This is a genomic window from Phycicoccus sp. Soil748, from assembly GCF_001428025.1.
Classification (GTDB): domain Bacteria; phylum Actinomycetota; class Actinomycetes; order Actinomycetales; family Dermatophilaceae; genus Pedococcus.
Window position 1 is genome coordinate 240,163 of sequence record NZ_LMSC01000012.1, and the last position, 12,958, is coordinate 253,120.

At 72.6% G+C, this 12,958-nt stretch carries 10 protein-coding genes and 1 riboswitch; of the genes, 8 read left to right on the top strand and 2 right to left on the bottom strand.

The genetic code is table 11. The features are described 5' to 3' along the window. Window positions 1–38: 38 nt before the first annotated feature. The 6 genes from gcvH (at window position 39) to gcvP (ending at window position 6,211) form a co-directional block, all read left to right on the top strand. Window positions 39–428 carry a glycine cleavage system protein GcvH gene (gcvH, locus tag ASG70_RS17405; protein WP_056885090.1) on the top strand — a complete coding sequence of 130 codons (390 nt, stop codon included), beginning with the start codon at window positions 39–41 and terminating at the stop codon, window positions 426–428. A 106-nt stretch (window positions 429–534) separates the two neighbouring features. Continuing rightward, entirely contained in the window at window positions 535–990 is a 456-nt protein-coding gene (locus ASG70_RS17410) for an FHA domain-containing protein (RefSeq protein ID WP_056885091.1), read from the top strand. Between the two features lie 38 nt (window positions 991–1,028). Continuing rightward, the gene (locus tag ASG70_RS17415; RefSeq protein ID WP_056885092.1) at window positions 1,029–1,733 is read left to right on the top strand and encodes a MerR family transcriptional regulator; all 705 of its coding nucleotides are present in this window, start codon (window positions 1,029–1,031) and stop codon (window positions 1,731–1,733) included. Window positions 1,734–1,752: 19 nt separating this feature from the next. Continuing rightward, window positions 1,753–2,250 carry a bifunctional nuclease family protein gene (locus ASG70_RS17420; protein WP_056885093.1) on the top strand — a complete coding sequence of 166 codons (498 nt, stop codon included), beginning with the start codon at window positions 1,753–1,755 and terminating at the stop codon, window positions 2,248–2,250. 168 nt (window positions 2,251–2,418) lie between these two features. Continuing rightward, window positions 2,419–3,000, top strand: coding sequence for a MerR family transcriptional regulator (locus tag ASG70_RS17425; protein ID WP_056885094.1), 582 nt, complete (start codon window positions 2,419–2,421; stop codon window positions 2,998–3,000). A 95-nt stretch (window positions 3,001–3,095) separates the two neighbouring features. Beyond that, window positions 3,096–3,202: riboswitch (glycine riboswitch) on the top strand. A 69-nt stretch (window positions 3,203–3,271) separates the two neighbouring features. Continuing rightward, the gene (gcvP, locus tag ASG70_RS17430; protein ID WP_082590975.1) at window positions 3,272–6,211 is read left to right on the top strand and encodes an aminomethyl-transferring glycine dehydrogenase; all 2,940 of its coding nucleotides are present in this window, start codon (window positions 3,272–3,274) and stop codon (window positions 6,209–6,211) included. 58 nt (window positions 6,212–6,269) lie between these two features. Here the strand turns inward: gcvP and ASG70_RS17435 are convergent, their stop codons facing one another. Together ASG70_RS17435 and ASG70_RS17440 are read right to left on the bottom strand one after the other, a co-directional pair. Continuing rightward, the gene (locus ASG70_RS17435; RefSeq protein WP_056885095.1) at window positions 6,270–9,416 is read right to left on the bottom strand and encodes an AAA family ATPase; all 3,147 of its coding nucleotides are present in this window, start codon (window positions 9,414–9,416) and stop codon (window positions 6,270–6,272) included. Next, window positions 9,413–10,588 carry an exonuclease SbcCD subunit D gene (locus ASG70_RS17440; RefSeq protein ID WP_056885096.1) on the bottom strand — a complete coding sequence of 392 codons (1,176 nt, stop codon included), beginning with the start codon at window positions 10,586–10,588 and terminating at the stop codon, window positions 9,413–9,415. Before ASG70_RS17440 ends, ASG70_RS17435 begins: the two co-directional genes overlap by 4 nt. 129 nt (window positions 10,589–10,717) lie before the next feature. Between ASG70_RS17440 and ASG70_RS17445 the strand changes: the two genes are divergently transcribed. Together ASG70_RS17445 and ASG70_RS17450 are read left to right on the top strand one after the other, a co-directional pair. Then, a complete protein-coding gene (locus tag ASG70_RS17445) occupies window positions 10,718–12,199 on the top strand; it encodes a glutamate-cysteine ligase family protein (RefSeq protein ID WP_056885097.1) in 1,482 nt (493 codons plus the stop codon). A gap of 7 nt (window positions 12,200–12,206) precedes the next feature. Then, window positions 12,207–12,890, top strand: coding sequence for a bifunctional 2-polyprenyl-6-hydroxyphenol methylase/3-demethylubiquinol 3-O-methyltransferase UbiG (locus ASG70_RS17450; RefSeq protein ID WP_056885098.1), 684 nt, complete (start codon window positions 12,207–12,209; stop codon window positions 12,888–12,890). The last annotated feature ends 68 nt before the right edge of the window (window positions 12,891–12,958 follow it).

Consider the following 12,958-nt stretch of genomic DNA (forward strand, 5'->3'; position numbering starts at 1 on the left):
ACCTGCACCACCCGCCACCCCGCGCACCGAGGAGCACCATGAGCGAGCTGGAGTACCCCCAGGACCTGCGTTACACCGCCGAGCACGAGTGGGTGCGCTCCGGCGAGGACGGCACGGTCCGCATCGGGATCACCGCCTTCGCCCAGGACGCCCTCGGCGACGTCGTCTACGTCAGCCTCCCGACCGTCGGCGACACCGTGGCCACCGGCGACGCCTGTGGCGAGGTCGAGTCCACCAAGTCCGTCAGCGACCTCTATGCGCCGCTCGACGGTGAGGTCACCGCCATCAACCAGGCGCTGGACGCCACCCCCGAGCTCGTCAACACCGACCCCTACGGTGAGGGCTGGATGTACGAGCTGCGCCCGTCGGACGAGGCTGCCGTCGCGGCCCTGATGGACCCCGCGGCGTACCAGGCCCAGCTCGGCTGAGCCGCGTTCGGCCCCTTGGCAGATTCCGCTGCGCTCGCGCGGCGGCGTCGCCTAGGGTGTGTGCTTTGCTAGAGGGGACTGACGACGACAGAGGAGCGCAGCATCCATGAACGGCAGCGAGATGGACGAGCAGGCGTCGCACGCTCACGAGCCGACGACCATGCGGCTCCCCGGTATCTCCGATCTCGAGCAGGTCGACACCAGCGCCGAGGTCGAGGTCTCCCTGAGCAAGGCCGACCAGGCCACCGTCGACGCGCTGCGCCCGGGCACCGCCCTGCTGGTCGTGCTCCGCGGCCCCAACACCGGTGCGCGCTTCCTTCTCGACGACGACGAGGTCAACTCCGGCCGTCACCCTGACAGCGACATCTTCCTCGACGACGTGACGGTGTCCCGCAAGCACGCCAACTTCCGCCGCGAGGGCGACACCTTCGTCGTGCGCGACGTGGGCTCGCTCAACGGCACCTACGTCAACCGTGAGCGGATCGACGAGGCGACGCTGCACACCGGCGACGAGGTGCAGATCGGCAAGTTCCGCCTCGTGTTCTACGCCGGCAGGGCCTGACCAAGGCCGCTGTGACTCCTCGCGGCCCACGTCAGTCCATGACGATCGGGGCGGTGCTCGCGGCCCTGCGCGAGGACTTCCCGGACGTCACGATCTCCAAGATCCGCTTCCTCGAGACCGAGGGCCTGGTCACCCCGGCGCGCACGGGCTCCGGCTACCGCACCTACTCGGCCACCGACGTCGAGCGGCTCCGCTACATCCTCACGGCCCAGCGCGACCACTTCTGGCCGCTCAAGGTCATCCGTGACGCCCTCGACGCCCTCGACCGCGGCCTGACGCCCGAGCGGGCGGGGTCGGCCGGTATGCCGCGACCGTCGGTGCCGCAGCCGGCCGCCGACCCCGACGTGCCGACTTCCGAGTCCCTGACGTCCACCGGTTCGCTGCGCCTCACGAGGGCCGAGCTGGTCGCGGCCGCAAGGCTGGAGGAGGCCACGATGGACTCGCTCGAGACCTTCGGCCTCGTGCGGCCCGACGACACCGGTCACTACGGCGACGCCGCGCTCGGCATCGCCCACACCGCGGCGGCGCTGGCTGCGTACGGCGTGGAGCCCCGCCACCTGCGCCCGTTCCGGACCGCCGCCGACCGGGAGATCGGGCTGGTCCAGCAGGTCGTGACGCCCCACCGGGCAGCGTCCGGGAAGGCCGGACGGGGAGGCGCGCAGACGGACCCCACTCCCGAGGTCCTGCGGCTGTGCATCGCCCTGCACACCGCGCTCGTGAGGGACGGGCTGCACCGCGGCTGAACCGGGGTACGGTGGAACGGTGAAGGAGCTCGAGGTCCTCGGAGTCCGGGTCGAGATGCCCACCAACCACCCCATCGTCCTGTTGCGCGAGCGTGACGGAGACCGCTACCTGCCGATCTGGATCGGGGCGGCCGAGGCGACGGCCATCGCCTACGCCCAGCAGGGCATCGAACCGCCGCGCCCGCTGACCCACGACCTGATGAAGAACGTCATCGAGGGCCTCGGCCACCGGCTCACGGAGGTACGCATCGTCGAGCTGCGCGACGGTGTCTTCCACGCCGCCCTGGTTCTCGACGGCACGACCGAGATCTCCTCCCGGTCCTCCGACGCCATCGCCCTGGCGCTGCGCACCGGCACGACGATCGTCGCGGGGGAGTCCCTGCTCGACGAGGCCGGCGTGGCGATGACGGGGGAGGAGGACAAGGACGACGAGGTCGAGCGGTTCCGCGAGTTCCTCGACCACGTGTCGGCCGAGGACTTCGAGACCAAACCGGGCGAAACCGGTCCCGAGGCGTAGCTCTCCACGCTCAACACCTCGACCTTGACCTGAGGTTGACGGTTCGGTGAACCGGCGCGACACGCCGGGGCGCGAGGGTGCAGTGGTGGTTGACGTGGTGTTTTCCCGGTCGTACCGTCAGCGGAAGACCGAATTCGACCCGTGTAGTTACACCAGGAGGTGAGCGTCGTGAACACGACCAGTGAGGCTGGCCACGGCCACACGAGCGTGCCCGCCGCGGCACAGGGGCTGCTGTTCACCGACGACCTCCCGGAGCTGCGTGAGGACACCGGCTACCGCGGGCCCACCGCGTGCAAGGCCGCCGGCATCACCTACCGCCAGCTCGACTACTGGGCCCGCACCGGCCTGGTCGAGCCGTCGGTCCGTGGCGCCACCGGCTCCGGCACCCAGCGGCTCTACGGCTTCCGCGACATCCTCGTGCTCAAGGTCGTCAAGCGGTTGCTCGACACCGGCGTCTCCCTCCAGCAGATCCGCGTGGCCATCACCCACCTGCGTGAGCGCGGGGTCGAGGACCTGGCGCAGATCACCCTCATGAGCGACGGCGCCTCGGTCTACGAGTGCACCTCCGCCGACGAGGTCATCGACCTCGTCCAGGGTGGCCAGGGAGTCTTCGGCATCGCGGTCGGCCGCGTCTGGCGCGAGGTCGAGGGCGAGCTCGCCGAGCTGCCCAGCGAGCGCACTGAGGACGAGGCACCGGCCGAGCACCCCGGCGACGAGCTGCGGATGCGGCGCCAGGCCCGGCTGGCCTGACCCACCCGGCGTCCACCGAGGACGCCCGAGACCGTCCGGCACGGGCCGTCGTTCCTTCGGGAGCGGCGGCCCGTGCTGTAGGTTGGACCTGCTGAACATCCCGTGCGGGAGAGTCCCCGCGTGCGTCCACCGTGACGCGTGGCGGGGCGCCGAAGGGGCAAACTCCCCGGAACCTCTCAGGCGCCAGGACTGCGCGGGACAGGCACCTCTGGAGCGGCCACGCCGTGACAGATGGGGAGGCGATCCGAGCATTCCGACGTTCAGGAGCCTCATGTCCGCCCAGCACGCCACCACGCCGTCCACCGCCACCGGGTCTTCGGGTACCGGGTCCTCGGGGGAGTGGTCCTCGGACCTGCCGGAGTTCACCGGTCGCCACATCGGCCCGTCCCACGACGACGTCCAGGCCATGCTCGAGGCCGTCGGGCACAGCAGCCTCGAGTCCCTCGTCGACGCGGCCCTGCCCGGCGCCATCCGCTCCGAGGGGCCGCTGCGGGTGGACCCGGCCGCCTCGGAGTCGGCCGTGGTCGAGGAGCTGCGCGGGCTCGCGCGACGCAACCAGGTCATGACCTCGATGATCGGCCTGGGCTACTACGGCACCATCACCCCGGCCGTGATCCAGCGCAACGTGCTGGAGAACCCCGCCTGGTACACCGCGTACACGCCCTACCAGCCCGAGATCTCCCAGGGTCGCCTCGAGGCCCTCATCAACTTCCAGACCGTCGTGAGCGACCTGACCGGTCTGGCAACCTCCGGTGCGTCGCTCCTCGACGAGGGCACTGCTGCAGCCGAGGCGATGACGCTGATGCGCCGCGCCAGCAAGGTCGCCACCGGCGCGGTGCTCCTGGTCGACGAGCACCTCTTCCCCCAGACGAAGGCGGTCATGCAGACCCGCGCGCTGCCGCTCGGCATCGACGTCGTGGTTGCCGACATGACCGCCGTCGACTCCGCCGAGGCGCTGCGCGCGGCTGCCGGCGACCGTGACGTCTTCGGCGTCATCGTGCAGTACCCGGGCGCCGACGGTGAGGTGCGCGACTGGCGCGCCGTGGCTGCCGCCGCCCACGAGGTGGGTGCGCTGGTCACCGCCGCCGCCGACCTGCTCGCCCTGACCCTGGCCACAGCGCCGGGGGAGTGGGGCGCCGACGTGGCGGTGGGCACCACCCAGCGCTTCGGCGTGCCGATGGGCTTCGGTGGCCCGCACGCCGGGTACATGAGCGTCCGCACCGGCCTGGAGCGTTCGCTGCCCGGTCGCCTCGTCGGCGTGAGCGTCGACACCGAGGGGACGCCTGCCTACCGGCTCGCCCTGCAGACGCGCGAGCAGCACATCCGGCGCGAGAAGGCCACGTCCAACATCTGCACCGCCCAGGTGCTGCTCGCCGTGATGGCGTCGATGTACGCCGTCTACCACGGTCCGGACGGCCTCACCGCGATCGCGCGGCGCGTGCACGGGCACGCCCGCGCCCTGGCCGAGGGACTGGTTGCCGGCGGTGTCGAGGTCGTCAACGAGAGCTGGTTCGACACCCTCACCGTGCGGGTGCCGGGCCGCGCCGACGAGGTCGTCGCCGAAGCCGTCCACCGCGGGGTCAACATCTGGCGCGTCGACGCCGACCGCGTGTCGGTCAGCGTCGACGAGACCACCGATCTGCGCCACCTCGACGCCGTGTGGGCTGCCTTCGGCGTCACCGGGCTCAGCTCGGTGACGGTCGGGGACGTGCAGTGGCCGGCCGAGCTCGTGCGCACGAGCGAGTTCCTGACCCACCCGGTGTTCCACAGCCACCGCAGCGAGACCTCCATGCTGCGCTACCTGCGCCGGCTCTCGGACCGCGACTTCGCCCTCGACCGCGGCATGATCCCGCTCGGCTCGTGCACCATGAAGCTCAACGCGACGACCGAGATGGTCGCGGTCACCTGGCCGGAGTTCGCCCACCTGCACCCGTTCGCCCCGGCGTCCCAGACCGAGGGCATCCGGTCGCTCATCAGCGACCTGTCGGCCTGGCTCTGCGAGATCACCGGGTACGACGCGGTGTCGCTGCAGCCGAACGCCGGCTCTCAGGGCGAGTTCGCCGGCCTGCTCGCGATCCACGCCTACCACGAGGCGAACGGCCAGTCGCAGCGCCGGATCTGCCTGATCCCCGCCAGCGCCCACGGCACCAACGCCGCGAGCGCGGTGATGGCCGGCATGAAGGTCGTCGTCGTCAAGACGGCTGCCGGCGGCGACATCGACATGGACGACCTGCGGACCAAGGTCGAGGAGCACCGCGACGACCTCGCCGCGATCATGGTGACCTACCCCTCGACCCACGGGGTGTTCGAGGACACCATCACCGAGCTGTGCGGCCTCGTCCACGACGCCGGCGGCCAGGTCTACGTCGACGGCGCCAACCTCAACGCCCTGGTCGGACTGGCCCGCCCGGGCAAGTTCGGCGCGGACGTCTCCCACCTCAACCTGCACAAGACGTTCTGCATCCCGCACGGCGGTGGTGGACCCGGCGTCGGTCCGGTCGCCGTGCGCGAGCACCTCGCCCCGCACCTGCCCAACCACCCGCTGTCCGCGGAGGCCGGGCCGGAGACCGGGGTCGGGCCGATCTCGGCGGCGCCGTTCGGGTCGGCGAGCATCCTGCCGATCTCGTGGGCCTACGTGCGGCTGATGGGTGGCGCCGGCCTCACCCGCGCCACGCAGGTCGCGATCCTCAACGCCAACTACATCGCCACCCGGCTGCGTGAGCACTACCCGGTGCTGTACTCCGGCCACGACGGCATCGTGGCGCACGAGTGCATCCTCGACCTGCGCGAGCTCACCAAGCGCAGCGGTGTCAGCGTCGACGACGTGGCCAAGCGGCTCATCGACTACGGCTTCCACGCACCCACGATGTCGTTCCCGGTGGCTGGCACGCTCATGGTCGAGCCGACCGAGAGCGAGGACCGCTACGAGATCGACCGCTTCTGCGACGCGATGATCGCCATCCGCCACGAGATCGCCGCCGTCGAGGCCGGGGACGTGGCCGTGGCCGACAGCATGCTGCGCAACGCCCCGCACACCGCCAAGGCGCTGGCCGGCAAGTGGGAGTACCCGTACGAGCGGACCGAGGCCGCCTTCCCGGTCGGGGTGCACGCCGCCGACAAGTACTGGCCGCCGGTTGCCCGCATCGACGGCGCGTACGGCGACCGGCACCTGGTCTGCAGCTGCCCGCCGCCCGAGGCGTTCGAGAGCTGAGGCTTTTCGAGGTCCGGGCGCCCTGAAGGCTCCGACCCGGCCCCCGCCCCTGGAAGGCTCAGGCGGCGGGGGCCGCTTCGTCGGTGGCGGTGGTGCTGACGGTGGAGCCCTGCTCGGTCTTGGTGACGACGACCTGGCTCGAGATGCGGGTGCGCAGCTCGGCCACGTGGCTGACCACACCGACGGCGCGGCCGCCTTCGCGCAGGCCGTCGAGGACGGTCATGACCTGCTCGAGGCTCTCGTCGTCGAGCGTGCCGAAGCCCTCGTCGACGAACAGCGTCTGCAGGTCGAACCCACCGGACTCCTCCCTCACCGCATCGGCGAGCCCCAGGGCCAGGGCCAGGGACGCCATGAACGACTCACCGCCGGACAGCGAGCTGGTGTCACGGGCCTGGCCGGTCCACAGGTCGAGGACCTCCAGCCCGAGCCCGCTCCGGGCTCCGCGCGCGGCGAGGTCGTCGGTGTGGCGCAGCTGGTAGCGGCCCTCGCCCATGGTGACGAGGCGCTCGTTGGCCAGCGCCGCGACCTTCTCGAGCCGCGCCGCCAGGACGAATGCGGAAAGCCTCATCCGCAGGGTGTTGGACGCAGAGGTGCCGGTGACCGCGTCGGCGACCTCGCGCAGTACCTCGTGCTCGGCCGCTGCGGTGGCCAGTGCGGCGCACCGCTCGCCGACGGCGGTGCGCACCCGCTCGACGCCACCGAGGGTGCGCCGGACCAGGGTCTCGGCCGCGAGGGCCGAGGTGTAGGCCGTCCGCGCGGCCTCGGCGCCGTGCTGGAGCGTGTCGAGGTCAGGCGCCTCGCCGACGAGGGCCGCAGCCACGTCCGGGTCCTCGACGATGGTGGCGGCCTGCAGAAGGGCCGTGTCGCGAGCGGTGGTGCGGGCCCTGAGGGCGGTGACGTCGGCGGGACTGAGCAGTGCCGAGCGTGCCGCCGGGACGTCGGCGAAGCCGGCCTCGGTGAGCGCCGCCGTGGTCGCGGCGTCGACCACGGCCAGGGCTTCCAGAGCCCCTTCGAGCGCCTGGGCAGCGTGCAGGTGGTCCTGGAGCTGGCGGACCGTGGTGTCGTGGCGCCGGCGGACCCGCGGCAGTACCTCGAGCAGGTCGGAGACGTCGCCGGTTGCCGTCTCGCCGTCATGGACGTGGTGGTGCTGGTCACCGGCGCAGGGGCAGGTGGTGCCGTGCTGCAGGAGTGCCTCGCGCACGGCCTCGCCGTCGGTCGTGAGGTCCTGCTCGAGGGCGGCCAGGGTGGTCCGCGCGGCGGTGAGGCCGTCACGCAGCGCAGCGGCCTGGTCGGTCAGGGTGGCGATCTCGGCTTCGGCGGACTCCACGAGCTCGCGGGCACGGTCCAGCGCTGCCGAGCGCTCGACCGCCGATGCGTGCTCGGCACGGGCGTGGACCACGGCCTCGGCAAGCGCCTGCGCGTCACGCAGCTCCTCGCCGAGCTGGGCTGCACGCTCCGCCTGCGCGGCCTCGATGGAGGCGACCACTGACTGTGCGTCGGCGTGCGCGGCGGCCGCGACCTGCCAGGCGTGCTCTGCAGCCTCGACCACCTCGGCGGCCACCACGTCGCCACCGGTGGCCGGTGCCGGGTGCTCGGGGGAACCACACACCGGGCAGGGGTGCTGGTCCTCCAGGCGTGCCGCGAGCTCGGCGGCCATGCCGTCGAGCCGGGCCTGTCGAAGGTCCTGGTAGACGTCGCGCAGGTCGGCTGCCCGGGAACGGGCCGCCTGCGCGAGGGACGTGGCCTGTGCCAGCTCAACGGCTCCGTGGTCGAGCGCCGTCCTCGTCCGGTGCAGGACGGACAGCTCCTTGACGCGCGCAGCGGCGGGGGCCACGGCGCCGGCCGCCTCCGTGGTCGCGGCGAGCCCTCGCTGGGCCGCCAGGGACGCCTCTCGACTGCGGATGACCCTCTGGCCGAGCTGGGTGTGGGCGCGCTCGGCGGCGTGGGTCTGCTCCACCAGGGCCGTGTGCTCGCGGGTGCGCTCGAGCCAGGACCGTCCGCGCCGTTCGGCCTCGTCGAGGGCCGCCGCTGCGCCGGTCGCCCGCTCCACCGCGGGCTCCAGGGCGTCGACGGGCACCCCGAGGGCAGTCACGGTGCAGGTCGTCGCCTCGACGCGCTCCCGGGCCTGCTCGACGGCGTCGGCCGCCCGGGCGTGGGCCGCGAGGTCACCCGCGACCGAGCGGGCCCTCTGCGCGGCGTCGAGCGTGGACACGGCCGCGTCGTGCTCGGCCTGTCCGGAGGTGAGCCGCTCGATCGTCAGGGTCGCCTGCCGACCCCGCTCCCGCCGGGCCTGGACCTCGCGGGCCTGGTGCAGCGCGGTGGTGGCCAGGGCGTCGGCGGACTTCGCGCGCTCGACCGCCGCGAGCCCCTGCACCGAGGCGGACTCGAGCGCTGCCCGCACGGCGTCGAGTGCCGCGGGGAGGTCCTCGAGCGGCAACGCCGACCAGTCCGGCGCCGCAGCCGGGCCGCCGTCACCTGAGTCGCTCGCGCCGTCCGCGCCCGGCTCGCCGAGCGCCTCGGCGACCAGGCCGGCCGGTGCGTCGGCCAGGACGTCGGCGAGCACCGCCAGGTCGGAGCGCAGGGCCGCGTGCTCCGACTCCAGGCGAGCCGCCGACTCCTTGCGTCGCGTGGCGAACCACTCCTCGACGGCGGCATAGGTGCTGACGTCGAACAGCCGCTCGAGCAGGCCGCGTCGCTCCTCGGGCGTCGCCCGCAGGAACGCCGCGAAGTCACCCTGGGGGAGCAGCACCACCTTGCTGAACTGCTCCAACCCCATGCCGAGGACGTCCTTGACGACGTCGGCGATCTCGTCGTGACGGGTGCTCAGGGCGTCCCACCCACCGCCCCGGTGCTCCCACAGCACTGCCTTCGCAGGCACCTTGGTCTCGCCGGTGCCGCGCGCCTTGGGCCGCATGAACTCCGGGGAGCGCTCGAGGCGGAACCGTCGGCCACCGGCCGTGAGCTCGAGGGTGACCTGGGGGACGGCGCCGCGCTCGGCGTGGTCGCTGTGCAGGCCCTTCTTCGAGCGGGAGCCGGGCACGTCGGCGTACAGGGCGAAGGCGATCGCATCGAGGAGGCTCGTCTTGCCGGCCCCGGTGGCCCCACGGATGAGGAACAGGCCGCCGGCGGCTGCGGCGTCGAGGTCGACGTCGACCGTGCCGGCGAACGGCCCGAACGCGGTCACTGTGAGGCGGTGCAGCCTCATGCTGCCCCCTCCGCCCGTCGCGGCGCCCGGAGCTGTCCCTCGTCGTCGTGCCCCGCCCTCTCGACCCTGACGGCCTCCACGGCCCGGGCGACGACGGCGCGCTCCTCGTCGGTGGACGCGTGGCCGCGGACGTGGTCGAGGAAGGTGCAGCAGACGTCGAGCGGGTCCTGCTGCTGCGCGCGCTGGGCGTAGGACCGCACCGGCACCGGGGCGCCCTGCGGGTCGAACTGCAGCACCAGTGTGTGGGGGAACCGGCGACGCAGCCGCTCCATGGCACCTGGTGGCCGCGTGGCATCGGTGAGGGTGACCTGGCACCAGGCGCGCTCCGCCTCCGCGTGGCTCGGGTCGGCGAGCAGCGCCTCGAGGTCGCCTCGCAGCACCGCCAGCGGGCGTGCGACCGGGGCGTCGACCGGCTCGACGTGGACACCGTGCTCGTCGAGGTCGACCAGCCACGAACCCTTGGTCTGCCGGTGCTCGCTGAACGACAGGGCGATCGGCGAGCCGCTGTAGCGGACGGTTTCGCTGACCCGCTGGCGGCCGTGGAGGTGACCCAGGGCGACGTAGTCGTGCCCGGCGAACGTGCGCGGGTGCACCGCGCCGACGCCGCCGACGGCGATGTCGCGCTCGGAGTCGCTGGTGGCGCCGCCGGTGACGAACGCGTGGCCCATGACGACCGACCGGCCCCCGCGGGCCAGCCGGTCGGCGTTGACCCGGGCCATGGCCGCACCGAGCACTCCTGCGTGGGTGCGCTCGGTGGTGCCGAGGGTGCCGGCCGCCACGGACGGCTCCAGGTAGGGCAGGGCGTGCACGGCCACGTCGCCCACCATCACCGGTGTGCCGACGGTGTCGAGGGAGGAGCGGATGTGCAGCCCGGTGCGGGCCAGCAGCTCGCTCGCGAACCCCAGCCTGATCGCGGAGTCGTGGTTGCCGCTGGACAGGACCACGGTGGCGCCCTCGGCCACCAAGCGGGTCACCGTCTCGCTGAGCAGCTGGACGGTGTCGGGGGCCGGCATCGCCCGGTCGTAGACGTCGCCGGAGACCAGGACCGCGTCGACGGACTCGGTGCGCACCGTCTCGACGAGGTGGTCCACGAACTGCGCCTGGGCGTCCAGCAGCCCCACCTGGTGGAAGGACCGCCCCAGGTGCCAGTCGGAGGTGTGGAGGAAGCGCACGTCAGCAGGCTAGGAGAGCCCGGTGACAGCCGTTGGCAGGCGCGCCCGGCGTGTGGTTGGGTCGTCACACCGAGGGCTTTCCCGTGACCCCCGGCCGCCGGCACCAGCCACCAGTCGAGGGAGGGTCCCGTGGGGGAGGAAGTCACCGCCCAGAGCTACACCCGCGAGCAGCGGCAGCAGTACCGCGAGAAGGTGCGCCAGAACCTCGACGTGTTCGAGCGGATGCTGTCCCAGAGCGTCTTCGAGTTCGACCGGCCGATGACCGGCCTGGAGATCGAGCTCAACCTCGTCGACGACGACTACCAGCCCAAGTTCGCCAACGCCGAGGTCCTCGAGGCCATCGCCGACCCCGGCTACCAGACCGAGCTGGCGCAGTACAACATCGAGCTCAACGTGCCCCCTCGCCCGCTGCCGGGCGACTCGGCCATCCAGCTCGAGGACGAGCTGCGGGCCTCGCTCAACGCCGCGTCCACGGCGGCCGAGAAGCGCGGGGCGCACATCGTGGCGGTCGGCATCCTGCCGACGATCATGCCCAAGCACTTCGAGGGCGAGTGGATCAGCGCCAACAACCGCTACACGGCGCTCAACGACTCGATCTTCTACGCCCGTGGCGAGGACATCTACCTCGACATCGAGGGCCCCACGGGGGAGCGGGTCGCCACCTACTGCAACTCCATCGCGCCCGAGTCGGCCTGCACGAGCGTGCAGCTGCACCTGCAGGTCGCACCCCAGGACTTCGCCGCCCACTGGAACGCCGCGCAGGCGCTGGTGGCCCCGCAGATCGCGCTCGCGGCCAACTCGCCGTTCTTCTTCGGGCAGCGCCTGCACGCCGAGACGCGGATCGAGCTGTTCAGCCAGGCCACCGACACCCGCAGCATCGAGCTGAAGAACCAGGGCGTGCGACCCCGCGTCTTCTTCGGGGAGCGCTGGATCACCTCGATCTTCGACCTCTTCGAGGAGAACGTCCGCTACTTCCCGGCCCTGCTCGCGGAGGTGTCCGACGAGGACCCCGTGGCCAAGCTCGAGGCCGGCGAGGCCCCGTCGCTGTCTGAGCTGCGCCTGCACAACGGCACGGTCTACCGCTGGAACCGTCCGATCTACGACATCGTCAACGGCACACCGCACCTGCGGGTCGAGAACCGTGTCCTGCCAGCCGGTCCCACCCTGGTCGACACCCTCGCCAACGCCGCGTTCTACTACGGCGTCATCCGCAAGCTCGCGTCTGACGACCGGCCGATCTGGAGCAAGATGAGCTTCGCCGCGGCCGAGCAGAACTTCCGCGACGCGGCGCGCGACGGCATCGAGTCCCGGCTCTACTGGCCGGGCTTCGGTGAGGTGCGGGCCGAGGAGCTGGTCCTGCGCCACCTGCTGCCCATGGCCCACGAGGGGCTTGCCGAATGGGGCGTGTCCGCGGCCGTGCGCGACCGCTACCTGTCGGTCATCGAGGGCCGGTGCACGACGAGCACGAACGGTGCCACGTGGCAGACCGACGCGGTGGCGAGGCTGCAGGCCTCGGGCATGGACCGGCAGAGCGCCCTGGCGGAGATGCTGCGTCACTACGCGAAGAACATGCACAGCAACGAGCCGGTCCACACGTGGCCGCTCCCGTAGGCGTGTCGTGACCCACCCGAGCCGGCCGGCGGGCCCGCACGACCACCACCACGACCCGCGACCCGAGGGCCACCGCACCGGGCTCGGTGGGGGCGACGGGAGCTGGGACGAGCGGTACGGCGCGGCCGAGCAGGTGTGGAGCGGTCGGCCCAACGGCGCCCTGGTGACCGAGGTGGCCGCGCTGGCGCCCGGTCGCGCGCTCGACGTGGGGTGCGGCGAGGGTGCGGACGCGGCGTGGCTGGCCGGCCGCGGGTGGGACGTGACCGCACTCGACGTCTCACGGGTCGCCCTCGAACGCGCCTCCAGGCATGCCCGCGAGGCGGGGGTGGAGGTCCGCTGGCTGCACAGCGGGCTCGTCGAGGCGGCCCTTCCGGAGGGGAGCTTCGACCTGGTGTCGGCGCAGTACCCGGCGCTGCCCCGCACCGAGGCGCAGGAGGCCGAACGAGCCCTGCTGTGCGCAGTCGCCCCGGGCGGCACGCTCCTCGTCGTGCACCACGTGCACGACGCCGGCGTCGCCCACGAGCACGACTTCGACCCCGAGGACTTCGTGGCACCGGCGGACGTCGCGGCCCTGCTCGACGACGGCTGGGTCGTGGAGGTCGACGAGGTGCGGCCGCGCGTCGTCCCCGTCGGCGGGGCCGGAGCCCACCACGTCGACGACGTGGTCCTGCGCGCCCGGCGCCTGCCCTGACCGCGCCGGCTGTCGGTGGCACGCCCTAGGGTGGCACCATTGACCTTGACGCCCTTGACGGGGCACGG